At 28.5% G+C, this 23640-nt stretch carries 25 protein-coding genes; 19 read left to right on the top strand and 6 right to left on the bottom strand.

Features of this window, described 5'->3' with window-relative positions; all coding sequences use genetic code 11:
- Positions 1 to 5: 5 nt before the first annotated feature.
- Both ACOTVC_RS01910 and fliP read right to left on the bottom strand, forming a co-directional pair.
- Positions 6 to 917 carry an AEC family transporter gene (locus tag ACOTVC_RS01910; protein WP_214114791.1) on the bottom strand — a complete coding sequence of 304 codons (912 nt, stop codon included), beginning with the start codon at positions 915 to 917 and terminating at the stop codon, positions 6 to 8.
- 9 nt (positions 918 to 926) lie between these two features.
- On the bottom strand, positions 927 to 1661 hold the full coding sequence (gene fliP / locus ACOTVC_RS01905) for a flagellar type III secretion system pore protein FliP (RefSeq protein ID WP_039641742.1): 735 nt from the start codon (positions 1659 to 1661) through the stop codon (positions 927 to 929).
- A gap of 95 nt (positions 1662 to 1756) precedes the next feature.
- On the opposite strand from fliP, the gene ACOTVC_RS01900 reads away from it, so the two are divergent.
- From ACOTVC_RS01900 to truA, 8 genes are all read left to right on the top strand, one after another.
- On the top strand, positions 1757 to 2203 hold the full coding sequence (locus tag ACOTVC_RS01900) for a hypothetical protein (protein WP_039641740.1): 447 nt from the start codon (positions 1757 to 1759) through the stop codon (positions 2201 to 2203).
- 108 nt (positions 2204 to 2311) lie between these two features.
- Positions 2312 to 3604 (top strand): bifunctional UDP-N-acetylglucosamine diphosphorylase/glucosamine-1-phosphate N-acetyltransferase GlmU, encoded by a 1293-nt coding sequence (gene glmU / locus ACOTVC_RS01895; RefSeq protein ID WP_421627565.1) that lies wholly within the window; start codon positions 2312 to 2314, stop codon positions 3602 to 3604.
- Positions 3601 to 4764: a bifunctional phosphopantothenoylcysteine decarboxylase/phosphopantothenate--cysteine ligase CoaBC gene (gene coaBC / locus ACOTVC_RS01890; RefSeq protein ID WP_421627563.1), complete on the top strand. Its 1164-nt coding sequence runs from the start codon at positions 3601 to 3603 to the stop codon at positions 4762 to 4764. The genes glmU and coaBC overlap by 4 nt, the downstream gene beginning before the upstream one ends.
- Positions 4761 to 5381, top strand: a complete 621-nt coding sequence (locus tag ACOTVC_RS01885) for a hypothetical protein (protein ID WP_421627561.1) — start codon at positions 4761 to 4763, stop codon at positions 5379 to 5381. Before coaBC ends, ACOTVC_RS01885 begins: the two co-directional genes overlap by 4 nt.
- Before the next feature lies 1 nt (position 5382).
- Positions 5383 to 6051 (top strand): polyprenyl diphosphate synthase, encoded by a 669-nt coding sequence (gene uppS, locus ACOTVC_RS01880; RefSeq protein WP_421627560.1) that lies wholly within the window; start codon positions 5383 to 5385, stop codon positions 6049 to 6051.
- Positions 6048 to 6797 (top strand): prepilin peptidase, encoded by a 750-nt coding sequence (locus tag ACOTVC_RS01875; RefSeq protein WP_257929203.1) that lies wholly within the window; start codon positions 6048 to 6050, stop codon positions 6795 to 6797. Before uppS ends, ACOTVC_RS01875 begins: the two co-directional genes overlap by 4 nt.
- The gene (locus ACOTVC_RS01870) at positions 6794 to 7819 is read left to right on the top strand and encodes an LptF/LptG family permease (protein WP_421627558.1); all 1026 of its coding nucleotides are present in this window, start codon (positions 6794 to 6796) and stop codon (positions 7817 to 7819) included. Before ACOTVC_RS01875 ends, ACOTVC_RS01870 begins: the two co-directional genes overlap by 4 nt.
- Positions 7819 to 8553, top strand: coding sequence for a tRNA pseudouridine(38-40) synthase TruA (gene truA, locus ACOTVC_RS01865; protein WP_421627556.1), 735 nt, complete (start codon positions 7819 to 7821; stop codon positions 8551 to 8553). The genes ACOTVC_RS01870 and truA overlap by 1 nt, the downstream gene beginning before the upstream one ends.
- Here truA and ACOTVC_RS01860 read toward each other — a convergent pair.
- Positions 8507 to 9385 (bottom strand): EamA family transporter, encoded by an 879-nt coding sequence (locus tag ACOTVC_RS01860; protein ID WP_214116777.1) that lies wholly within the window; start codon positions 9383 to 9385, stop codon positions 8507 to 8509. The genes truA and ACOTVC_RS01860 overlap by 47 nt on opposite strands.
- Before the next feature lies 1 nt (position 9386).
- The gene (locus tag ACOTVC_RS01855; RefSeq protein ID WP_214116778.1) at positions 9387 to 9839 is read right to left on the bottom strand and encodes a methylated-DNA--[protein]-cysteine S-methyltransferase; all 453 of its coding nucleotides are present in this window, start codon (positions 9837 to 9839) and stop codon (positions 9387 to 9389) included.
- A gap of 110 nt (positions 9840 to 9949) precedes the next feature.
- Here ACOTVC_RS01855 and ACOTVC_RS01850 point away from each other — a divergent pair, with 110 nt between their 5' ends.
- The 11 genes from ACOTVC_RS01850 to ACOTVC_RS01800 all read left to right on the top strand — a co-directional run bounded on the left by ACOTVC_RS01850 (position 9950) and on the right by ACOTVC_RS01800 (position 20510).
- A complete protein-coding gene (locus tag ACOTVC_RS01850) occupies positions 9950 to 11197 on the top strand; it encodes an ankyrin repeat domain-containing protein (protein WP_214116779.1) in 1248 nt (415 codons plus the stop codon).
- On the top strand, positions 11194 to 11940 hold the full coding sequence (locus ACOTVC_RS01845; protein ID WP_214116780.1) for an SDR family NAD(P)-dependent oxidoreductase: 747 nt from the start codon (positions 11194 to 11196) through the stop codon (positions 11938 to 11940). The genes ACOTVC_RS01850 and ACOTVC_RS01845 overlap by 4 nt, the downstream gene beginning before the upstream one ends.
- Positions 11941 to 11956: 16 nt before the next feature.
- Positions 11957 to 13669 carry a Na+/H+ antiporter NhaC family protein gene (locus ACOTVC_RS01840; protein ID WP_214116781.1) on the top strand — a complete coding sequence of 571 codons (1713 nt, stop codon included), beginning with the start codon at positions 11957 to 11959 and terminating at the stop codon, positions 13667 to 13669.
- Entirely contained in the window at positions 13670 to 14710 is a 1041-nt protein-coding gene (gene trmA, locus ACOTVC_RS01835) for a tRNA (uridine(54)-C5)-methyltransferase TrmA (protein ID WP_214116782.1), read from the top strand. It abuts the gene before it with no gap.
- 54 nt (positions 14711 to 14764) lie between these two features.
- Entirely contained in the window at positions 14765 to 15187 is a 423-nt protein-coding gene (locus ACOTVC_RS01830) for a winged helix DNA-binding protein (RefSeq protein WP_214116784.1), read from the top strand.
- Between the two features lie 11 nt (positions 15188 to 15198).
- A complete protein-coding gene (locus tag ACOTVC_RS01825) occupies positions 15199 to 16371 on the top strand; it encodes an MFS transporter (protein WP_421627552.1) in 1173 nt (390 codons plus the stop codon).
- 68 nt (positions 16372 to 16439) lie between these two features.
- Positions 16440 to 16799 (top strand): CoA-binding protein, encoded by a 360-nt coding sequence (locus ACOTVC_RS01820; RefSeq protein WP_052241448.1) that lies wholly within the window; start codon positions 16440 to 16442, stop codon positions 16797 to 16799.
- A 2-nt stretch (positions 16800 to 16801) separates the two neighbouring features.
- Positions 16802 to 18013, top strand: coding sequence for a threonine ammonia-lyase (ilvA, locus tag ACOTVC_RS01815; protein WP_214116898.1), 1212 nt, complete (start codon positions 16802 to 16804; stop codon positions 18011 to 18013).
- A gap of 46 nt (positions 18014 to 18059) precedes the next feature.
- A complete protein-coding gene (locus tag ACOTVC_RS01810; RefSeq protein WP_039641708.1) occupies positions 18060 to 18551 on the top strand; it encodes a PAS domain-containing protein in 492 nt (163 codons plus the stop codon).
- An 83-nt stretch (positions 18552 to 18634) separates the two neighbouring features.
- A complete protein-coding gene (locus ACOTVC_RS01805; protein WP_039641706.1) occupies positions 18635 to 19126 on the top strand; it encodes a PAS domain-containing protein in 492 nt (163 codons plus the stop codon).
- Positions 19127 to 19130: 4 nt separating this feature from the next.
- Positions 19131 to 20510, top strand: coding sequence for a methyl-accepting chemotaxis protein (locus ACOTVC_RS01800; protein WP_421627550.1), 1380 nt, complete (start codon positions 19131 to 19133; stop codon positions 20508 to 20510).
- A 14-nt stretch (positions 20511 to 20524) separates the two neighbouring features.
- Here the strand turns inward: ACOTVC_RS01800 and lon are convergent, their stop codons facing one another.
- Both lon and bamD read right to left on the bottom strand, forming a co-directional pair.
- Positions 20525 to 22903: an endopeptidase La gene (gene lon, locus ACOTVC_RS01795; RefSeq protein WP_039641703.1), complete on the bottom strand. Its 2379-nt coding sequence runs from the start codon at positions 22901 to 22903 to the stop codon at positions 20525 to 20527.
- On the bottom strand, positions 22903 to 23559 hold the full coding sequence (gene bamD, locus ACOTVC_RS01790) for an outer membrane protein assembly factor BamD (RefSeq protein ID WP_039618532.1): 657 nt from the start codon (positions 23557 to 23559) through the stop codon (positions 22903 to 22905). The genes lon and bamD overlap by 1 nt, the downstream gene beginning before the upstream one ends.
- Positions 23560 to 23640: the final 81 nt, after the last annotated feature.

Genomic DNA, 23640 nt, shown 5'->3' with positions numbered 1-23640 from the left:
TATCCTTAGCTTAGAAAATATACCCAAATGGGTAAAGAAATAAAGGCAAAAACTATACCAAAAGCCACAGAACTAACTGCTAAATTCGTATCAAGTTTTGCTTTCATAATCATAGCTGCAACCATTGTCATAGTAGGCATAGCTGATTCAAGTAAAGCGATGATAGAGCTAGGATTTAATTTGAAATTTAAAAGCTTTAAAAGCACTAAAAAGATTAAAGGTGTGAGTATCATTTTGCCAAAAATGACTATTATGGTTGCTTTATAAGAAGTTTTTATACTTAAAAAGCCTAAATTTAAACCTATGGCAAAAAGCGCTATAGGTGTAGCGCTAGCTCCAAGCATACGCAAAGGTTCAAAGATAAAATCAGGAAGTGTAGTAAGCTTAAAACAAAGTCCTAAAATCAAAGCAACAAAAGGTGGAAAAGTAAAAACTTTTTTAAGATTTTGTAAAAAGCTTATTTTTTGCTCGCTAGCTAAAGATATGATAAAGGGAGCAAGCAAAGCTACAGGTAAAGAAGTAGCAAGAGCATCATAAAGGATAATCTCGCTCAAAAAATGAGGATCTTGATAAATTCCACTAATAATAGGTATACCTACAAACAAAGTATTTCCAAAGCTAGAAAGTAAAAAAATACTTACAAGAGTGCTTTTGCTAAATTTAAAGCAAAGAGCTAAAAATACACAACATAATGCTGAAACAATAGCACAACCCAACCCAAGCAATATAATAATAATTAAAGAAAAATCAAAATTTAAATGATAAGCGCGCTCAAAAATCAAGCAAGGCAAGGCAAAAATAATAGCAAAATCTAAAAAAGCACGCGCTTGTTTTTGTTTTAAAATTTTGATTTTTTTAGCAAAGTATCCACCAAAAAGTAAGCAAAATATACTAAATAAGGAAGAAAAAATATACATTTTATTCTGCTAAGTTAAAAAGCTTTTGACTAAATTTTGTATGAGTAAATTCCATCCATCTACAAGCACAAATATCAAAAGCTTAAAAGGCATAGAAATCATAACAGGAGGTAACATCATCATACCCATAGCCATCAATACCGAGCTTACTACCATATCAATAACCAAAAATGGCAAGAAAAGTAAAAAGCCTATTTCAAAAGCAGTTTTAAGCTCACTTATCATAAAGGCTGGCACTAAAACTGTTAAAGGCACATCATTTATGGTTTTTGGATTTTCTAAATTTCTAATCCTATAAAAAAGCGCTAAATCTTTTTCTCTGGTGTTTTTTAGCATAAAATCCTTAAAAGGTTTCACGCTTTTGGCAAAAGCTTCTTCGTAGCCTATTTGTTCAGCGATATAAGGTTTTATACCTTCATTGTATGATTTTGTAGCCACAGGCTCCATAATGAAAAAAGTTAAAATCAAAGCTAAGGTAACTAAAATAGTATTTGGTGGCATAGTTTGAGTACCAAGGGCTGTTCTTAAAAAAGAAAACACTACTACAAGTCTTAAAAATGAAGTCATTACAAAAATAATAGTAGGAGCAAGAGCTAATATAGTTAAAACTATGACTATGTTTAGGGTTGTTACAAGTTGCTGTGGGCTATTTGGAGCGCTAAGACTTAAATTTACAGTTGGTATGGTTGCTTCAGCACCAAAAAGAGTTAAACTTAATAAAAATAAAACTAACAAAACCCTCAAAATATCCCCTTGATTATAAATATAATGTTACTATATCAAAATTACTCTTAAATTACAGTATAATATGTCTTCATAAATTACACTAGGTTATTGCTATGAAAAAAATATTCGAAGAAGAAATAAGTATTTTACAAGCAAATATGTTAAAAGCTTGTTTAAAATATGTCAATTATCAAGTGGATGTTGTTTATATATATTGTTGTAACGAGGATGGTACTTTGTTGGGGGATTATTTTTATAAAATAAATAATAAAATGTATATGAAGCATAAAATTAATGAAGCTTTTAATGATTATTCTTTTGATGTATCCTCTGATAGTCAAGGTATTGTTTTAGATGTGTTGCTTACTAATATTGAAGCAATAGAAAGATTATGTAAAAGATGTAATCAAAAAATTCCAACTGAAATGAAAATTATTTATAATCTAAAAACAAATGAATTAAATATTAATTATGCATATCAAAATATATGGTCAGAAGAATTAATAAAATTACCACAACATATAGTACAAAATTGGTTTGATGAATTAAAAATGAATTAAAAAATATGTCAAAAATAATTAAAATTATATTTAGTTTGTTTGAATTAAATATATTTTTTTACTTTAGCTTGTTAAAATAAGCAATAATTTTTAAAACAAAGGTAAATTATGAAAATTTCTGTGCTTATTTTGGCTGCTGGACTTGGCACGCGTATGAAATCACAAAATCCAAAAGTGCTTCAAAAAATTTGCTCAAAAGCAATGATTTTACATATTTTAAAACAAGCATATAAAATTAGTGATGATGTATGTGTGGTGCTTTCTCATCAAAAAGAAAAGGTTGAACAAGTTGTTTTAGAGCATTTTCCAAATACACGTTTTTTGGAACAAGACTTGCAAAATTTTCCAGGTACTGCAGGGGCTTTAAGGGGTTATGAGAGTAAGCATGAAAAAGTATTGATTTTATGTGGTGATATGCCTTTAGTTAAAGCAGATGATTTAGAAAAAATAGCTTTAAATGAGAGTGATTTTAATGTGGCGGTTTTTGAGGCAAAAGATCCAAAAAGTTATGGAAGAATAGTATTAAAAGAAAATAAAATTCAAAAAATAGTTGAAACAAAAGATGCAAGCAAAGAAGAACTTGCTATAAACATTTGTAATAGTGGCGTTTATGCTATAAAAGCACAAATTTTAAAAGAAGTATTGCCTTTGATAAAAAATGATAATAAAGCTAAAGAGTATTATTTAACCGATGCGGTTTATTTAGCGAAAGAAAAGGGCTATGAAATCGATGCGGTGTTTGTAAATGAGCAAGATTTTATGGGAGTAAATGATAAAGTAGAGCTTTGCCTAGCTCAAGATCTTATGCAAGAAGCGATTAAAAAAGAATGGATGAAGCAAGGGGTAATTTTTCACATGCCTGCGACGACTTTTATTTCAGATGAGGTTGAGTTTGTAGGCGAGTGTGAAGTGTATGAAAATGTGCGTATAGAAGGAAAATCAAAAATCATTAATTCTATCATTAAAAGCTCAAGTGTGATTGAAGATAGTATAGTAGAAAATAGCGATGTAGGGCCTTTAGCGCATTTGCGCCCAAAATGTCAGCTTAAAAATACCCATATAGGAAATTTTGTAGAATGTAAAAACGCTTTATTAAATGGAGTTAAAGCAGGACATTTGAGTTATTTGGGTGATTGTGAGATAGATGAGGGAACTAATATAGGTTGTGGAACTATCACTTGTAATTATGATGGGGTTAAAAAGCATAAAACCAAAATAGGTAAAAATGTTTTTGTGGGTTCAGATACGCAGTTTATTGCTCCGGTTGAGATAAAAGATGAGGTAATCATCGCAGCAGGAAGCACCGTGTGTAAGGATGTAGAAAAAGGTTCTTTATATATCAATAGAGCAAAGACGCAAATCATAGAAGATTTTTACTATAAAAAACTAGGTAAAAAATGAAAACAATCTTACTAGCAGTAAGTGGAAGCATAGCTTTTTATAAAGCTTATGAGCTTATTTCTTTATTAAAAAAAGAAGGTTTTAGGGTTAAAGTTTTGCTAAGTCAGGGAGCTTTGAAATTTGGTACTAAGCTTAGCTTTGAAGCTTTAGCAGATGAAATTTTATGTGAAGATAATGAAAGTTGGCAAAATGCTAATAATCATATAGCCTTTAGTAAGACTTGTGATTGTGTGCTTTTTGCACCTGCTAGTATAAACTCTATCAATAAATTAAACTATGGTATAGCGGATAATTTATTTATTCAAACTTTAATAGCAGTAGATAAAAATAAACCATTTTTAATCGCACCTGCTGCAAATACAAACATGTATTTACATTTTAGTACTCAAAATTCTTTAAAAAATTTAAAAGAGCAAGGCTATATTATCATTGATTCTATAGTTAAAACCCTAGCTTGTAAAGATGAGGGTTTGGGAGCTTTGGCTGAGCTTGATAGCATTATAAATGCTTTAAAAAGAAGTCTAATGCAAGAAGATTTTTTTAAAGATAAAAGTTTTGTTATAAGCGGTGGTGGAACTAAAGAAAAAATTGATGATGTAAGATGTATTAGTAATTTTTCAAGTGGAAAAATGGCAAAGGCGGTTGCTGATGCTTTGTATTTTCTAGGTGCTAAGGTGGTACTAGTTAGCTCAGTAGAGTTTAAAACACCTTATAAATTAGAAAAATTTGAATCTTCTTTAGAATTAAAAGAAAAATTGCAAAAATATAAAGATTTTGATGCTTTAATTATGGCTGCTGCTGTGAGTGATTTTACTCTTGAGGCTTACAAGGGTAAGATTAAAAAAGATGAGCATTTAAACGGACTTGATTTAAAATTAAAGCTAAATAAAGACATCTTAAAAAATTTAGATTTTAAAGGTAAAAAAATAGGCTTTAAAATGGAATTTGATGAGCAAAATGCTTTAGAAAATGCTAAAAAATCTTTAGTTAGTAAAAATTTAGATATGGTGTGTTTAAATGTCTTAAATGAGCAAATGAATTTTGGAAGTGATGAAAATAGCATTTGTTTTATCACTAAAGATAGTATCTCTCAAAGTTCTAAACAAAGCAAAGAAAAACTTGGCTTTATTTTAGCACAAGAATTAAGGAAGCTTTGGTGAATATCATCAACTCAACCTTACCTGTAAGAATGCAAATTTTAGAAAAACGCGCATATAATCGCTATGTATTGCTTTTAAACACTAAAAAGCTTGAAACAAAAAGTTTGATAGAGCTTGAAGTAGGGGAGGAGTATTTAGCTGAAGTTTATGAAGATAAAGGCGTGGTTTCTTTTAAAAATCTTTTGAAAAAGCCTAAAATTAGACTTTTTGAAGAGGGAGCTGAACTCATAGAAAAGCTTTTGCAAGAAGGTGATGAAAAAGCTTGGTATAAAAAATTCATTATTCAAAGACTTATGGAAAGTAAAAGTGCGTATGAGTTTGAAATTTATAAGGAAATGTTTTTTGCATTTTTTGAAGGAATTTATCATATACCTTTTGTTTATGAGGGAAATAGGGCTTTGTTTGAAGCTAAGAAAAATGGAAATATTTTAGAAGTGTATTTGTATTTTGAAATTTTTGGTGCTTTAAAAATTATAATTGATAATGGTAAAATCACACATATACAAACACCTTTTGCCAAAGTAGCACATTTTTTAAACGAGTATTTTAAATTTGAAGTAGTTAATACACTCAATCCTATGTTTGTTTTTAAAAGATTGATGGATATAAAGGGATAGAATGAATGAGTTAAAACATCTTGCTGTGGTAATGGATGGCAATAGGAGATGGGCTAGAAAAAATGGACTTTTAGAAAAAATTGGCTATAGTCAAGGTGCTAAAGTTGTTGAAAAAATCATAGAAGTGTGTATAGATGAAAAAATTCAAAATCTAACCCTTTATGCTTTTAGTACAGAAAATTGGCAAAGACCAAAAGAAGAAGTGGAGTTTCTTTTTAAGCTATTAAATAAATATCTCGATGAGTCTTTGAATAAATTTATAGCCAATGAAGTGCGTTTTAAAGCCATAGGAAATTTAAATCTTTTAGATGAATTAACCTTAAAAAAAATACAAAATTTTCAAGAACAAACTAAAAATTACACAAAATTACGCGTTAATTTAGCTATTTCTTACGGAGGCAAGGATGAAATAGTTAGAGCAGTTAAAAAGGTGATTGAAAAAAATCTTGAAATTAATGAAGCAAATATACGAGCAAATCTTGACTTAAGCGAGGATGTGGATTTGTTTTTAAGGGTAGGGAGTGCTAAAAGAATTTCAAATTTTTTATTATGGCAGTCAAGTTATGCAGAAATTTATTTTAGTCAAACCTTATTTCCTGCACTTACTAAAAAAGAAATCACAAATATTATTACTGAGTTTAAAAAACGCAAAAGAACCTTTGGTAAATGATATTTTTCTTTTTATTACTAGGATTTTGCGTGGGTTCTTTTGTCAATGTTTTGATTTTAAGAACGATTAATAAAGAAAGCATAATAAGTCCAAGATCAAAATGTCCTAAGTGTCTTAAAACTTTGAAATTTTATCATCTTTTTCCTTTGTTATCTTTTGTATTTTTAAAAGGCAAATGTGCTTTTTGTAAGGAAAAAATTTCTTTGATTTATCCTTTTAATGAATTTATTTGTGCGTGTTTGTTTGTCTTTGCTTTTTATTTAATCGAAGATGTTTTTCAAATTTTAATTTTTGCTTGTATGCTAGCTATATTTTTAGCACTTTCTTGGATGGATTATTATCTAAAAGCAGTGAGTGAGCTTTGGCTTTGGATTTTATTTATTTTAGCTTTTTGTTTTGATTTTTTACAAAATGGCTTAAATTTAGAGGATTTTCAAGATAGCTTTTTATTTCGAGTGTGTTTTGGGGCGGGGTTAATTTTCATACTAAAAAGTGTGATTAATTTTATTAAAAATTTTAAAAAAAGAGATGAAATTTTAGAAAGTTTAGGGGAAGGTGATGTTATAATAATAGCTTTGATTTTTGGAATTTTTGGCTATGAAAAAGGCTTTTTAATTTTATTTATTGCAAGTTTTTTAAGTCTTTTGATGTTTATAAAAATAGCCAAGAAAGATTATCAAATACCTATGGTTCCTTTTTTATTTTGCGGAATTTTGATTAATCTAAGTGTAGAAAGTATATTATGAAACTAGTTTATAAGTATTTGCTTAATCAGTTTTTAAGCACAATGTTATCTTTATTTTTTACTTTATTTATTATTGTTTCGATTATATTTTTTATACAACTTGCTAAAATTACTGCTTATATTGAAATTACTTTTTTTGAATTAATCAAATTGTATATTTTTCTTTTACCAAAGATATTGATTTTTACTCTACCTATATCTTTTTTCATTGCTTTGACTTTAGCTTTTTATAGACTTTCTAGGGAAAATGAAAGCACGGTGTTGTTTGCTTTGAGTATAGCTCCAAGCATGATAGCAAGTTTTTTTGCAAAAATTGCAGCTTTAGTAAGTGCTTTTATGCTTTTGGTGGTTTCGGTTTTTATACCTATATCTTTTGAACTTTTTGATAATTTTGTAGATTATAAAAAAATTAGCGCTAAAGTAAGCATAAAAACAGGGGAATTTGGACAAAGATATGGAGAATGGCTTGTTTTTATTGATGCTAAAAATTCTGATGAAACTTATAAAAATATCATAATGTATCATCCAAAGAAAAACCTACAAGATAAAGAACAAGTGATTTTAGCTAAAGAAGGAAAGTTAGAAACCAATGATGGGATTATTACTTTTAAGCTAGATGAAGGAAAGGCTTATGAGATTAAAGAAGAAGATTGGCATATTTCTAGTTTTAAAAATTTATTAATTAAAAGCAAGCTTTCTTCTAAAGAATTAAATACTCAAAGTTTTTATGGGTATTGGTCTGATGTAACAAGCAATAAAGAAAAAGCAAAAGAATTTGTTATTTATATTCTTATAGCTTTATTTCCTTTGGCTAGCGTGCTTTTTGCGCTTTCTTTTGGTATAGTAACTTATCGTTATGAAAAAGGTTTTGCTTATTTTGGAATTTTTGTGATTATTTTTGCTTATTTTACGCTTTTGATTAGTTTTTATAATCCTCCTTTTGTAGCTATTGCTGTGATTTTTTCAAGCTTTTTAATTACTTCTTTGTTTTATTTTAAAGCAAAAATTGCAAGTAAGTATTAATGCTTTTAAAATTAACTTTTTCTTATGATGGTTCTAAATTTCAAGGTTCAGCCACCCAGCCACATAAGCTTAGTATCCAAGATACCTTAGCACAGGCCTTGTCGCATTTGGGTATTTATGAAAAGCCTTTATTTGCTTCAAGAACTGATAAAGGTGTGCATGCATTTAATGCAGTCGCTTGTGTAAAAGTAGGGGAACATTTTAAAGATTTTGTGTATTTAAAAAATAAAATCAATCATTTTGCGCACCCATTTATACATATAAAGCATATTCAAAGAATACAAGAAAATTTCCAAGTGCGTTTTGATGTGCAAAAAAGAGCATATCGCTATATTATAAGTCATGAAAAATATAATCCTTTTTTAGCATCTTATGTGCATTTTTATCCAAAAATAAATATTAAACTAGCCAAGGAAATTGCTTTTTTATTTGAAGGAGAGCATGATTTTAAACTCTTTCAAAAAGAAGGTTCTGATAATAAAACAAGTATAAGAAAAATGTATAAAACTAGAGTTTATGCTTATAATAATTACACTGTGTTTTATTTTGAAGCAAATGGTTTTTTAAGATCACAAATTAGAATGATGATGGCAAGTATTTTAAAAGTATTAGAAGGAAAAATGAGCCAAAATGAGCTTTTAGAACAAATTAATGCTAAAAAAGCTCATTGTAGATTTTTAGCTCCTGCTAGTGGTTTGTATTTGAGTAAGATTTCTTATTATAATAATGCATGATTTTTTTATGTATAAAAAATGAAAAAAGAATGATTAAAGTCCCCATACAAAAAGGTAACAGCTCTACATCTACTCCAAAAATACTCATATTGATAAAAATACTTATAGGTATAATGGCATTATTCATCAAGGCTAAAACTCCACTATCTACTTCAGTAGAGCCTTTATTCCATAAAAAATATCCAAGTCCTGAAGCAATAGTCCCAAGATAAATCAAAGCTATCCAAGAACTTAAATTGGATGGTAAATTATTATAATCTCCAAAAAATAAAAAAGCAGGTAAGGTTATACTGGTTGCACCTAAATAAAAATAAGAAAAAGCTTCTTTTTGACTTAATTTTGTATTTTTTTCTAATAAAATTTTATAAAAACTTTGTCCAGCTCCAAATACTAAATTAGCCCCTTGAATAAGTAAAAAGCCATATAAAAAATTAGAGTTAATATTATCAAATTTAACCACAAAAGCACCCATAATACATATAAAAATACTTATAAAATATAAATATCTAAGATTTTTTGAAAAAAACCCATAAAAAAGCACAACATAAAAAGGCGTAAAGATGGTGAAAAGTGCTACTTCACTTACACTTAAATATAAAAAAGAATGGTAATAAAATAAATTCATTATACCAAGTTGTAAAGCTCCAATGCTTATGAGTTTTAGTTTTAAATGCAAATTTAGCTTGAAATTTAAAAAAGGTAAAAATACTAATAAAGACAAAAAAATTTTTGCAAATGCTGCAAAAAAACTATCCATTTCTAGGGTGATAAAATGCCCAATTAATGGAAAAGAAAAAGCCCAAATAAAACTTGCTAGTAATAAACTTGGCATTTTAAAGTACGCCTTCTAATTTAAGTAAAGCTTCTTTGATAAATAAACCACCATTATATCCACCTAAGTGGTTTTTAGCTACCACTCTATGGCAAGGTATAAAAATTGCAAGTTTATTTTTAGAATTTGCATTACCTACTGCTCTAAAAGCTTTTGGGTGATTGATAAAAGAAGCAATTTCTTGATAAGTTTTAGTTTGTCCATAAGGAATTTTTATCAAAGCTTTATATACCTTTTGTTCAAATTCGCTTCCCCAAAGAGCTAGAGGAGTGTTAAAAGCAAAAAGCTTTTTATTAAAATAAAGGTCTAGTTCTTCTAAGGCTTGTTCTAAAACAGGGTGTTTATCTTTGGTAAAATCAGGCTTGTATATAGTAAAATCAACATTAATAAGCTTATCTTTATCACTTTGTAAAAGAATATAAGCAAAACTAGCTTTATAAAAACTTTGATACATATTTTTCCTTATTTTAAAAGCAAGCATTGTATGAATTTTAAATTAATTAATTGTTATTAAAGCAAAAATTTAGTTAAAATAGTGATTTAATTTATATTCAAGGAAAATATTTGAAGATTTTATTATTTAGTTTGATTATAAGTTTAAATGCTTTAGCTTTGGATTATAGTTGTGAGTATGTTAAGGAAAATAAGGCTGATTTTTTTAAAGAGTTTGAGCCAAAAAATACACAAGATTTTGCTCAAGTGGATTTAAATTGTGCTTTTTCTTTAAAAAACCATCAAATCACAAAAAGGTTATATGAACTTGCTAATGAAATTAGAGGAAGTAATAGTGCTTGTATGGGCGGAGAATATTTTAGTGATTTGAGAAAATTTGATTTTAAATTATTAGAAATTGCACTTGATCCACAAGGCTATCAAAAGACTTTACAAGATCCTATAATACTTGAAGAAAAATTTGCAAAATTAAAAGCGTATTTTAGATTTTGGGCTTATCAAAGTATTGGAAATTTTAAACTTTTTAAGGAATTTTGGAAAGAATATAATAATGCGATTAATCCTTTAACAAGATATTTTCAAAAGGAATTTAACCTAGATAAAGCAAGTGCGATTTATTTTGCTAGTAATGCTTTGAATGAATTTTTAAATTGGGCAGTTGGCGAGACTAAAATTTTTAAAGATATTTCAGATTTTGAAAAATTTGTAGCTAATAAAAATAACTCTTTGGAGCAAATTAAAGAGTATATTTATACTAAAAAAATTAGTAATTTAGAATTAAACAATGGTTTTAAATCAGCCTTGTTAAATAATAGAGAAAGTGAGATTATAAGAGAATTTATTAAATTAGGTGTAAAAATAAATGAAGGTTATGAATCTGCTTTATTTTTTGCACTAGATAATGCAGAAAACGTTAAGCTTTTGCTTGAAAATGAAGCGGTGGTTGATTATAAAAATTCTTTTGGGAAAACACCTTTGTTTTATGCTGTTGAATATAGCAACTATAAAGTTGCCAAGCTTTTGCTTGAAAATGGTGCAAATGTAAATCAAAAATACATTAATGATAATGAAAAACTTTCTATTGCCAGTATGGGAAGCAATACACCATATTTTATCACCTTATGTGCGCTTGAGCATACTTCTAAAAATATTTTTATGCATGGAGCAAATTATGCAGATGTAAAAATGCTTAAGTTGCTTATAGATTACAAAGCTAATTATAAAGAAATAGATGATTTAGGATTTAATGCTCTTGATTTTGCCATCATTGCAAAAAAAGAAGAAAATATTAAATTTTTAAAAAAACTTGGTTTAAAAGAAAATGAAAATTTGATGTTATATGAAGAGGCGCAACCATGAAAATTGCTTTAATAACAGGGGTAAGCTCAGGTTTTGGACTAGAGAGTTTAAAAGCTTTGATAGAGCTTGATTATAAGGTTATAGCCATAGCAAGACGTAAAGAAAGATTAGAAAAACTACAAGAGCTTTATAGGGATAAAATTTATCCTATTGTGCTTGATGTTAGGGATAAACAAGCAGTTTTTGCAGCAATTGAAAATTTACCTCAAGATTTACAAAATATTTCTTTGCTTGTTAACAATGCAGGTCTTGCTTTGGGTTTAAATGAGTTTGATTCTTTAGATATTGAAGATATTGAAGCCATGGTGGACACTAATATTAAAGGTTTTTTATACATAGCAAGAGCTACTTTACCTTTACTTAGAAAGGCAAAAAATGCTCATGTGATTAATCTTGGTTCAATTGCAGCAAATGTGCCTTATTATGGAGGTAATGTTTATTGTGGTACGAAAGCTTTTGTGGCACAATTTTCTAAAGCTTTAAGAACGGATTTGCGCGGAAGCAATATAAAAGTAACAAATATCGCTCCAGGGCTTTGTAAAACTGAATTTAGTGAAGTGAGATTTAAAGGTGATATTAAAAAAGCTGATGAGGTTTATGAAAATACTAAATATATTAAAGCTGAAGATATAGCAAAAATTATTACTTTTATTATTAGCTTGCCTGAGCATATTAATATTAACGAAATTGAACTTATGCCTGTAACTCAAACATGGGCGGGAACTTTTAGCGAAAAAATATAAAAACTTAAGGAAAAATATGAAAATTTTTTATTTATTATTGGCTCCTTTATTGTTATTTGCCGATGCACAAGCAAATGCAGAACTTTTTGGAGTTTGGACGCTTTTGCCACCGGTGACGGCTATTATTTTGGCTTTTATTACTAAAGATGTAGTGCTTTCGTTGTTTATTGGTGCATTAAGTGGCACTTTTATGCTAGGACTTATCGAAAATAGTATTTATCATGCTATCATAGCTTCTTTTACAGGTTTTATTTCTAAAGTAGTAAATGCTATGGCAAGTCCTGGTAATGCAGGAATTTTACTACAAGTTTTAACTATAGGTGGTGTTGTAGCTCTTATTACCAAAACAGGTGGTACTAAAGCTGTGGCTGTTTGGCTTTCTACTAAAGCTAAGCAAGCAAAAAGCTCACAATTTGCTACTTGGTGTATGGGGATTTTTATTTTCTTTGATGATTATGCTAATTCATTAATTGTAGGTCCTATCATGCGTCCAGTGACAGATAAATTTAGAGTAAGCCGTGAAAAACTTGCTTTTATCATGGATGCAACTGCAGCGCCAATTACCGGTCTTGCTATCATTTCTACTTGGATAGGACTTGAAATTTCTTTAATTCGTAGCGGATATGATTTAATCGATAATGCCACTTTTGCGCATTTAGGTATAGTAAAAGAAGAAATCAATGCTTTTGAAATCTTTGTACAAACCTTACCTTATAGATTTTATAATCTTTTTATGTTGATTTTTGTTGTTTTGACTATTTATACAGGTAGAGAATTTGGACCTATGTTAAAAGCTGAGCTTAGAGCTAGAGCGGGTAAATTTTCTCATGGTCATGAGCAAATTGATAATATAGAAGATAAGGTTTTAGAGCCAAAAGAGCATGTAAAACTGCAAGCTTCTAATGCCATTATACCTTTGGCTGTTTTGATTGTATTTTCATTTATAGGTTTTTATTTTAGTGGTTATAATGCCCTAGATGATGCGAGTATTAAAGCACAAATTAATGCAGCACCGCTTAGTTTATTTGCTTTTAGAGAAACTTTTGGCGCAGCTGATGCTTCTGTAGTATTATTTCAAGCAGCACTTTTAGCTACCATAGTAGCTATTATTTTAGGAATGTATAGAAAAATATTTACTTTAAAAGAAGCTATTGCAGTTTGGACTCATGGTTGGAGAACTATGATTATGACTGTGATTATTTTACTTTGCGCATGGTCGTTAGCTTCTGTGATTAAGGATTTAGGAACTTCTAAATATTTAATTGATCTATTTTCAGATAAAACACCTATTTACTTACTTCCTACGGCAATTTTTATTTTTGCTTCTATTATTTCTTTTTCAACAGGAACTAGTTATGGGACTATGGGTATTTTAATGCCTTTGGCTATTCCTTTAGCTATGGCTGTTGGTGTTCATAATGAATTAAGTGGAGTAGAGTTGCATCAATATATGATTATTAATATTTCAGGGGTTTTAACAGGAGCTATTTTTGGAGATCATTGCTCGCCAATTTCTGATACCACGATACTTTCATCTATGGGAAGTAAGTGCGATCTTTTAGCTCATGTTAGCACGCAAATGCCTTATGCTTTGAGTGTTTGTGCTATTAGTATACTTTGTGGTTATTTACCGGTAGCACTAGGACTTAATGTATGGCTTGGACTTGTTTTTGGAATCTTAGCTATGATAGCTTTGCTCTTTGTAGTTGGCAAAAAGGTAGATGCGTAGATGCATTTTGAAGAAAAGATTGCTTTAAATAAAGCATTGTTTTCTTCTTTATATAATGAAGAAATTCAGTGTTTTAAATCACCTATAAAAGCTTATAGAACTAGAGCAGAATTTTCTATATATCATCATGAAAATGGGGAAATTTCTTATGCAATGTTTGAAAATAAGAAAAAAATTCCTATTGAAAAATTTGATATAGCAGATGAAAAAATTCAAAAACATATGCCTATTTTATTAAATAATCTAAGCGAAAATTTAAAACATAAGCTTTTTGGAGTAGAGTTTTTAGCTACAAAATTAGATTTAAGTGTAACTTTACTTTTCCATAAAAATATAGAGCTAATTGCACAAGATTTGCAACAATTAGCAGAAAAATTAAATCTCAAACTCATAGCAAGAAGCAGGGGTAAAAAACTTGTATTTAACGGGGAAAATTTAAGACAAGCTTTAAAAATCAATACAAATGAATTTTTGTATGAGTTTAACAATGATTGTTTTATCCAGCCTAATACTTTTATCAATGAAAAGATGATTGAATGGGTTGTATCTTGTATTGGAAGTGATTTTAAACAAGATTTATTAGAGCTTTATTGTGGTTATGGAAATTTTACCATAGCTTTAGCAAGAAACTTTAACAAAGTTTTAGCAACTGAAATTTCTAAAAAAAATATAGAATTTGCTTTAAAAAATTGTGTTTTAAATTCTATTGAAAATATAGCTTTTACAAGGCTTTCTAGCGAAGAGTTAAGCCAAGCTTTGAAAAAAGAAAGAGAATTTAACCGTTTAAAAGGTATAGATTTAGATAGCTTTAAAATATCTCATGTCTTGGTTGATCCTCCAAGAGCAGGGCTTGATCTAAGCGTGATTGAACTTATTAAGAATTATGAAAATATCATTTATATTTCATGCAATCCTATCACTTTAAAAGAAAATCTTGAAATCTTATGTCAAAGTCATGAAATTTTAAATTTGGCCTTTTTTGATCAATTTGCCAATACTCCTCATCTTGAATGTGGGGTGCATTTAAGAAAAAAAGCTTAGTATAAGTTAGAATTTATACAAGCTTTGTTATTATAAAAATAGTTGATTTAATCAATTAATTTTTATAAAGGATTTTTTATTTTATTTCAAAAAATTACTTATACAAATAGAAAAATACTCTATCAAGTCAATGAAATTTTAAAACCCTTTGGATTAAAATCAAGTGATTGGAGGGTTTTTGTATATTTAAATCAGCATGGTTGTAGCACTTTAGCTCCAATATGTGAGTTTTATCAGATGGATAAAGCTATACTTTCTAGAGTTGTTTCTAAATTAGCAAAACTTGAATATATAGAGTTTTTAAAAGCAGATGATAAAAGAGAAAAAATCATTACTTTAAGCGCTAAAGGTAAAGAAATTTTTTTAGATGCAAATGCTTATATAAGAAAATATGAAAGAAAGATTTTAGATATCTTAGATGTAAAAGATCAAGAAAGACTTTTAAAATTGCTTGATTATATCAATGAGAAAATTTAAAAGGTTTTTTCATGGGATTAAGTAAAAAATATAATTTATTTAATATAAATTTTTTCTGTATTTTTGGGATAAATTTTGCTATTTGTCTTGTTTTTTATATGAGTACTATTTCTAGTACAGATTATGTTTTAGGTGTTTTAAACCTTCAAACTAGCACCGCAGGTCTTATTATGGGAGCTTTTGTTATAGGCGCTTTGCTTTCTAGACTTTATTTTGGTTCTATAATCGATGATGTTAATATAAAAAAGGTTATAGTATTTTCACTTTTGTTTTATCTTTTTATTAATTTAATGTATTTGAAATTTTATAATGTATATTTTTTGATTTTGATACGCTTTTTAGCAGGGGTTTGTTATGGAATTTGTTCTTGTGCGTGCGGGGCAGCTATTGCTAGGATAATACCTAGCAATAAAAGAGGAGTTGGCATAGGATATTATGCTACAAGCGTTGTTTTAACTTCGGCTTTAGGGCCTTTTTTGGCCATAAAACTTGACTCTATCAATCAATTTTGGATCAGTTTTTTAATAGCTTGTTTGAGTATTGTCTTTGCATTAATCTTATCTATTTTTTTAAAAGTAAGAAGATTTAAAAAACATCATCATATAAAAAGAAAATTTAGTATTTATAATTATTTTGAAAAATCAGTTTTAAATTTAGCCTTGGTAACCTTTTTGCTTGCATGTCCTTTTGGTGCTATTATAGCTTATATGAGTGCTTATACCCAAAGTTTAAATTTAGCTTTTGCTGGATCTATGTTTTTTGTAATATATGCTGGATTTTCTATGGTTTTTAGGCCACTTGCTGGTAAAGTGTTTGATAAATATGGTGCTAACATTGTGATGATTTTTTCCTTTTTGAGTTTTATAGTGTGTTTGCTTTTACTTACTTTTGCATTAAATTTTTATATGATTATTTTAGCTGGAGTTTTTTGTGCGTTAGGTTATGCTAATGCTACTTCAAGCGCTCAAGCTTTAGCTATAAAACTTGCACCTAAAGAAAAAATGGGCTTGGCTAATTCTACGTTTTTTATAGCCTTAGATTTTGGTATAGGAGTAAGTCCTTATTTGCTAGGCATTATAGAGCCAAGTATAGGGTTTGCTAATGTTTATGCTTTTTGTGCTTTATTAGTTGCAATGGCTTTGATTTTGTATTGTTTATTGGTTGTAAAAAAAGCTTCTTATTAATTTGATTTTAGATACAATGCTTTAAAAAGGAAAAAGCATTGTGTGATAGTTATAAAATACTAAGTACTATGAAAAATATAGCCATCATAGGACTTAGCCCTAATCAAAACAAACCTTCTCATTTTGTAAGTAAATATTTACAAGATTTAGGTTATAAAATTTATCCCATCTATCCTAAAGAAGATTTTATTTTAAATGAAAGAGTTTATAGAAACTTAAAAGAAATCCCTTTTGAAGTTGATACGGTTGTAATGTTTAGAAAAGCAAGTTTTGCAAATGAAATTTTTGAAGATCTTTTGAGTAAAAAGATTAAAAATTTTTGGATGCAACTTGACATTATCAATGAAGAAATAATGCAAAAATGTAAAAAATATGGTATAAATTGCGTTCAAGATCGTTGTATTAAAATAGAACTACAAAAAGGATAATCATGGTTGAATTAAATAAAATTTATCAAGCAAAACAAAAAATCGCAGATTTTGTATTAAAAACCCCTTTTGTGCATTCTTCTTTTTTGAGTGAGTTTTTAGAAACTGATGTTTTTTTAAAATGTGAAAATTTGCAAAAAACAGGTGCTTATAAAATCAGAGGAGCTTATAACACAATAGCTAATTTAACTAAAGAACAAAAACAAGCAGGTGTAATAGCTGCAAGTGCAGGAAATCACGCACAAGGAGTAGCAATTAGTGCTAAAAAATTTGGTATAGAGGCTGTGATTGTTATGCCTGAAGCTACGCCTTTACTAAAAGTAAGTGCGACTAAAAATTTAGGTGCAAAAGTGATCTTAAAAGGAGATAATTTCGATGAGGCTTATGCTTATGCACTAAATTATGCTAAAGAACATCATTTAAATTTCATTCATCCTTTTGAAAATGAAAGTATTATAGCAGGGCAGGGAACTTTAATGCTTGAAATGCTTGATGAAATAAGTGATTTAGATATGATTTTGGCTCCAGTTGGTGGAGGAGGTTTGATTAGTGGAGTGGCAAGTGCTGCTAAGCAAATTAATCCTGCTATAAAAGTCATTGGAGTGAGTGCTAAGGGAGCTCCTGCGATGTATGAGAGTTTTAAAAGTAAAAAAATAATCAATTCAAAAGCTGTTAGAACTATAGCTGATGGTATAGCAGTACGTGATGTGAATAAAATTAATTTTGACATTATTCTTGAATGCGTTGATGATTTTATTCAAGTTGATGATGAGGAAATAGCTAATGCGGTATTGTATTTGCTTGAAAAACACAAAATAACAGTTGAAGGAGCTGGAGCATCAGCAGTTGCCGCGCTTTTGCATAAAAAAATAGATTTAAAAAACCATAAGAAAATTGGTGTGATTTTAAGTGGTGGAAACATTGATGTACAAATGTTAAATATTATTATAGAAAAAGGTTTGTTTAAAGCTTTTAGAAAAATGCTTATTAATGTTACTTTGGTTGATAAACCAGGAGCTTTGAGTGCTTTGAGTGATGCGATTAAAGAAGCTCAAGCCAACATAGTTAAAATTGATTATGATAGATTTTCAACTAAGCTTGATTATGGTGATGCGATGATTTCAATCACTTTAGAAACTAAAGGAAAGGAGCATCAAGAATTAGTTAGAAGAATACTTTATGACAAAGGTTTTAATTTTAATGAAATTTTATGATACATTAAATATAATAATTTATAAATGAAATTTAAAAAGGATGAAAATGTCACAAGAAAAAATTTTAGAACCAGATACATTGATAACTTCTAAAACAGATTTAAAAGGAGATATCATTTATGCTAATGATGATTTTTTAAAATATGCTGGTTATAAAATGAATGAGATTTTGTATAAGCCACATAATATTGTGCGTCATCCTGATATGCCAAAAACTGTTTTTAAATGTTTATGGGATTATATACAAGATGGAAAAGAAATTTTTGCCTTTGTAAAAAATAAAACCAAACAAAATGATTATTATTGGGTTTTTACTAATGTTACAGCTTCATTTGATAATCAAGGAAATATTATAAATTATTATTCAGTTAGAAGAAAACCTAAAAGAGAAGCTATATCAACCATAGAACAAGTTTATAAGATTTTGTTAGAAGCTGAAAAAACTGGAGGTATAAAAGCAGGTATGGAAGAACTTATTAAAATAGTTAATTCTTATGGCATGAGCTATAATCAGTTAATTTTAGAGCTTCAAAAATGAAAGTTGGAATTTATATTTAAAAAATATTACTCTTAAATAAGATAATATTACTCTTTTTAATTTTCAAATTAAGGAGTTGAGTTGTGTCATTAGAAAAAATTTTAACTTCGGATGTTTTGATAACATCAAAAACAAATTTAAAAGGTGAAATTATCTATGCTAATGAGGATTTTTTGAAATATTCTGATTATGAAATTAATGAAATTTTATACAAACCTCACAGTATTATGCGTCATCCTGATATGCCAAGAACGGTTTTTAAATACTTATGGGATAATATCCAATTAAAAAGAGAGGTCTTTGCTTTTGTAAAAAATAAAACCAAATTTGATGATTATTATTGGGTTTTTGCTAATGTTACAGCTTCTTGTGATACCAATGAAAATATTTTAAATTATTATTCAGTAAGAAGAAAACCTAAAGCAGAAGCTATTAAAACAATAGAAGAAATTTATAAAGTTCTCATAAGAAAAGAAAAGGAAGGTGGTATAAAAGCAGGACTTGAAGAACTAAATGCTGTAGTAAAATCCTATGGAATGAGCTACAATGAATTAATAACGCAAATTCAAAAATGAAAGGATGTTGATGAAAAATATTGTATTAGTTGGTATTGGTCTGAGTATTTTGTCTTGCGCAAATTCTATATATTTTATGGATATTATTTCTTTTGGATTTTCTTTGTCTTTATTTTTATTGTTTGTTTTTACTTTTATTCTTTTAAAAAAAGAAGATCAATTTAGTGATAAAATCTTGGATCTTAGTAGAGAATTAAAAAATGGTAATTTTGATTCAAGAATTGTATATATTAAATATAGTAACAAAAAGCTTAAAGAAATTGCAGATAATCTTAACAATACTATAGATGGTTTAGAAGCATATTTGAGAGAAATTAACACTTCTATTGCTTGTTCTCAAAAGGGTGAGTATTTTAGAAGGGCTATCCCTGAAGGTTTAAAGGGAATTTTTGTTCATAATATTAATTTTATCAATAAAGCTTTAGATGATATTAAAAAAACAGGAAAATCTGTTTTTAAAAATGCTTTATCAAGAGAATTGATGGATTTGAGTTTGAATAGTCAAAATAAAAATTTAAATGATTTATCTTCTGCTTTAAATGGTATTATTAAGTTAATGAGGGAAGTTTTTGGTGATATTAAGGTTATTTCAGATACTGCTCAAAAGAATGGTTTAGAAGTGGGTAATTTACAAGATTCGATTTCTTCTATGATGCAAGTGGCCGATGAAAGTAAAAATGCTGTTGATACTTTTGCTTCAAATGCTCAAAGTATTAATGCAATTGTAGAAGTTATTAGAGATATAGCAGATCAAACTAATCTTCTTGCACTAAATGCAGCTATTGAAGCTGCTCGTGCGGGTGAGCATGGAAGGGGTTTTGCTGTGGTTGCAGATGAAGTAAGACAACTTGCTGAAAAAACACAAAAAGCAACAGGTGAGATTACATTAGCAATTCAAGTAATGAATCAAGAAATTAGTTCAATACAAGAAAATAGTGAAAAGGTATTTGATATTGCAAATTCTTCTAATAGTAAAATTGCTGATTTTAGTGAAGCATTTAGAGAATTAGAAGATAAAAGTTCTCATTTAGGAAAAGAATTTATTAAATTTGCTTCCGATTTAACTTTATCAGCTATGAAAATAGATCATATTTTGTATAAATCCGATGTGTATTTAACACTTAATGGTTCTCAAGAAAAACTTCAAAATTTAGATCCTATTTCTACTTTATGTAAGGATGAAGATGCAAAAAGTATTTTCTGTCCTTTAATTTCTCAAAGCGAAATGGACTCTAAAAGTGAAAAAATACAAAAATCTGCAAATAAAGCTATAGAAGTAGCTAAAAAAGAAAATATATCAAAAGAAGATTATGATTCAATCATTAGTGATATAAGAGAGTTGGAAAAAGATAGTAAATTAATTATGGATAAACTAGAAGCTTAATAAGCTTCTAGTTTTTAAGCAAGAGCTATTTTTAGCACCTCATTTAAAGTTTTTACCCCAATTATTTTCATATTTTTTACTACTTCTTCTGGGATATCTTTTAAATCTCTTTCGTAGTTTTTATGTGGGATGATTGCTGTTTTAATATCAGCTTTATAAGCAGCAATTAATTTTTCCTTTAAGCCACCTATTGGTAAAACATTACCCATTAGGTCAATCTCTCCTGTCATCGCAACATCAGATCTTACTTTTTTGTCACTAAAAATAGATGCAATGGCTGTGGTGATTGTTATACCTGCGCTTGGTCCATCTTTTGGTGTTGCGCCATCTGGAACATGAATGTGAAGATTATATTGGTTGTAAATGCTTTCATCTTCTTTATAAGAAAGATTTTTTGGTGTTTTAATTTGATTTTCATCAATTAAATTTTTAATAAGACTTTGAGCAATTTTTGCTGATTCTTTCATTACATCGCCTAAGCTTCCTGTAAGAGTTAATTCACCTTTACCTTTAATTTTAATAGCTTCTATTTTTAATACATCTCCACCCACTGCAGTCCATGCAAGTCCATTTACTTGACCGATTTTATTTTCTTTTTCATGTTTTTCTATCTCAAAAACTTTCTTACTTAAAAAATCTTTTAAATTTTTAGTATTGATTTGGATGTGTCTAGTGTTTTCCTCTAAAAGAAGTTTTTTAACACATTTTCTGCAAACTTCAGCGATCTTTCTTCTTAAATTTCTTACACCTGACTCTCTAGTATATTCATTGACTATCAATTCTATAGCTTCATCATCAAAGCTAATTTCTTTTTCTTTGAGCCCATGTTTTTTTATTTCATCAGGTATGAGATAATTTTTTGCTATTTGGAATTTTTCTTGAGGAGTGTAAGAGCTAAGCTCTATAAATTCCATTCTATCTTTTAAAGCAGGTGGAATTAAACTTGTGTCATTTGCTGTGGCTATGAAAATGATTTTACTTAAATCGATGTTGAAATTTAGATAATAATCTCTAAATTTAGTATTTTGTTCAGGATCTAAGATTTCAAGCAAAACTGCACTTGGATCTCCTCTGTGATTACGACTTAATTTATCAATTTCATCAAGCACTACCACAGGATTGCTTTGTTTTGCCTCTATAAGTCCTTGTATAATGCGTCCAGGCATAGCTCCTATATAGGTTCTTCTATGCCCTCTTAATTCGTTTACATCTTCTAAACCGCCTAAAGCTATGCGTACTAATTCTCTTTTTAATGCTTTTGCGACTGAATTTGCTAAAGAAGTCTTGCCAACACCTGGAGGTCCAACCAAACACAAGATAACTTTAGCACCGTCTCTATCTTTAATTTTGCGTTTTTCTAAAAGTTCTTTAACTGCAAAATATTCTTCAATACGTTCTTTTGGTTTTTCTAATGCATAATGATCACTGTTAAGCTGTAAAGACACATCTTTTAGATTAAGCTTTTTCTTTGAAGAGCACTCAAAAGGTATGTCTAAAACTGTTTCTATGTAAGTTTGCACCATAGAAGCTTCTGAATTGTCCTGATGAATTCTTTCATATTTTTGAATTTGTTTTTTGATTTCTTTATAAGCTTCTTCATACATAAAAGTTTTTTTCTTTTCTAATTTTTTATTATATTCTTCTACTTCGCTTTCTTTTTGTATATCACTTCCAAGCTCTCTTTGAATTTGCTTGAGTTGTTCTTTTAGGAAATATTCTTTATTAACTTTATCTATTTTAGAATGAACTTTGTTTTTGATTTCTTTTTGAATTTTGTTTGCTTCAATTTCTTTAGCTAAATAATCAATTAAATTTAAAAGTTTGGTTTCTAAATTAGTTTCGATGAAAAATTCATACGCTTGTTGCTTTTTGATTTTAATAGAATTAAGTATTAAATCACAAATTCTACTAGGCTCGACATCTTCTTCTATGGTTCTTAAAAGATCGGGTGGAAAATAATGACTTACAGTAGACAAAGCTTTAGCTTTTTCTCTTACTACTTCTATGATTGCTTCTTTTTTTGTACTGCATAATGGTTCTTGGTGGATTAAATCAACTAGAGCAAGTAAGGGATCATCTGAAATTCTTTCAACAATCTTAGCTTTAGCATAACCTTGAAATAAAATTTTAATTCTACCATCAGGCAATGGAACTTTTCTCATTATAGTTCCTATTACCCCGCAGTTATAAATATCATCAAAACCACGTCCGCCTTCAATCTTAGATGGTGCTACAAAAATCATGCTTTCATTTTGCAAAGCAGTATCTAAGGCTTTAATATTTTGCATATCATTTAAAAAAATCGGTGTTATCATAAAAGGGTATAAAAAAAGTTCATCTTCCACAAGAACGGGAAGTTTTGTTGGATAGTTTTGAGTGTTTTCTAATTTCATTACATTATACCTTCTTCAAATATTTTTCTATACCATGGAAGTTCTGGTTTAATCATATCGATTTTATTAAAATCGGAATTTTCTATTTTTTGCTTATAAATCTCATAGCTTTGCTCTCTATTTTTTTTCTCATATAACTCTGCTATGCTTGTATCAAGGTAAAAAACTGCAAGATTAAATTTGGTAAGCATGGTATCAATTAAATCATTATATTGCACATTAGGGTAATTTTGATTATATTCATTGATTTCTTCTATTGTTTTTAGCATTAGCGCTTGGTTGCGATTTGGTACAGCAAAAGAGTCAAATTTGGCTTTGATTTTTAAATATCTTATATAAGCTACATTTTTTGAGTCACCAAATTTGTTTAAATATTCATCAAGATAAAAATTTGCCATTTCGTATTCTTCTTCACTAATGTGAGCTTGGGCTAATATAAGTAAAGTTTGTTCTAATAATGGATCAGCAATATGCTCAGCTGCCATTGATGTATAATGTTTATCAGCTGCTTCAAGATTTTTTTCTTGTAAATCTTTTATAATTTGTTGATACCATTCCATTGAACTTAGATTATATAAATCTTCAGCCTTTTTTGAGCTGCATGCTCCTAAAAATAAACCTGCAATAATAAGCGAAAAAATAAAAAGTTTTTTCATGATGTTACCTTATAAATTTATATAGTTTATAATTATAGTGTTTTTATGTTTATGAAAATGTTAATTTTTAAATTAAAATTA

The sequence above is a fragment of the Campylobacter sp. GB48 genome (assembly GCF_049221845.1).
In the GTDB taxonomy this organism is placed as follows: domain Bacteria; phylum Campylobacterota; class Campylobacteria; order Campylobacterales; family Campylobacteraceae; genus Campylobacter_D; species Campylobacter_D lari_C.
The sequence above is the reverse complement of the archived record's forward strand: the minus strand, read 5'-3'. Positions and strand labels throughout refer to the sequence as shown.

Bases quoted from the DNA above. Each gene is read 5' to 3' on its own strand.
- trmA (WP_214116782.1), top strand. From the start codon at position 13,670: ATGCATTTTGAAGAAAAGATTGCTTTAAATAAAGCATTGTTTTCTTCT.
- ACOTVC_RS01870 (WP_421627558.1), top strand. From the start codon at position 6,794: ATGAAACTAGTTTATAAGTATTTGCTTAATCAGTTTTTAAGCACAATG.
- ACOTVC_RS01900 (WP_039641740.1), top strand. From the start codon at position 1,757: ATGAAAAAAATATTCGAAGAAGAAATAAGTATTTTACAAGCAAATATG.
- ACOTVC_RS01825 (WP_421627552.1), top strand. From the start codon at position 15,199: ATGGGATTAAGTAAAAAATATAATTTATTTAATATAAATTTTTTCTGT.
- glmU (WP_421627565.1), top strand. From the start codon at position 2,312: ATGAAAATTTCTGTGCTTATTTTGGCTGCTGGACTTGGCACGCGTATG.
- ACOTVC_RS01810 (WP_039641708.1), top strand. From the start codon at position 18,060: ATGTCACAAGAAAAAATTTTAGAACCAGATACATTGATAACTTCTAAA.
- ACOTVC_RS01875 (WP_257929203.1), top strand. From the start codon at position 6,048: ATGATATTTTTCTTTTTATTACTAGGATTTTGCGTGGGTTCTTTTGTC.
- ACOTVC_RS01860 (WP_214116777.1), bottom strand. From the start codon at position 9,385: ATGCCAAGTTTATTACTAGCAAGTTTTATTTGGGCTTTTTCTTTTCCA.
- uppS (WP_421627560.1), top strand. From the start codon at position 5,383: ATGAATGAGTTAAAACATCTTGCTGTGGTAATGGATGGCAATAGGAGA.
- bamD (WP_039618532.1), bottom strand. From the start codon at position 23,559: ATGAAAAAACTTTTTATTTTTTCGCTTATTATTGCAGGTTTATTTTTA.
- truA (WP_421627556.1), top strand. From the start codon at position 7,819: ATGCTTTTAAAATTAACTTTTTCTTATGATGGTTCTAAATTTCAAGGT.
- coaBC (WP_421627563.1), top strand. From the start codon at position 3,601: ATGAAAACAATCTTACTAGCAGTAAGTGGAAGCATAGCTTTTTATAAA.
- ACOTVC_RS01845 (WP_214116780.1), top strand. From the start codon at position 11,194: ATGAAAATTGCTTTAATAACAGGGGTAAGCTCAGGTTTTGGACTAGAG.
- ACOTVC_RS01800 (WP_421627550.1), top strand. From the start codon at position 19,131: ATGTTGATGAAAAATATTGTATTAGTTGGTATTGGTCTGAGTATTTTG.
- ACOTVC_RS01820 (WP_052241448.1), top strand. From the start codon at position 16,440: ATGAAAAATATAGCCATCATAGGACTTAGCCCTAATCAAAACAAACCT.
- ACOTVC_RS01855 (WP_214116778.1), bottom strand. From the start codon at position 9,839: ATGTATCAAAGTTTTTATAAAGCTAGTTTTGCTTATATTCTTTTACAA.
- ACOTVC_RS01840 (WP_214116781.1), top strand. From the start codon at position 11,957: ATGAAAATTTTTTATTTATTATTGGCTCCTTTATTGTTATTTGCCGAT.
- lon (WP_039641703.1), bottom strand. From the start codon at position 22,903: ATGAAATTAGAAAACACTCAAAACTATCCAACAAAACTTCCCGTTCTT.
- ACOTVC_RS01910 (WP_214114791.1), bottom strand. From the start codon at position 917: ATGTATATTTTTTCTTCCTTATTTAGTATATTTTGCTTACTTTTTGGT.
- ilvA (WP_214116898.1), top strand. From the start codon at position 16,802: ATGGTTGAATTAAATAAAATTTATCAAGCAAAACAAAAAATCGCAGAT.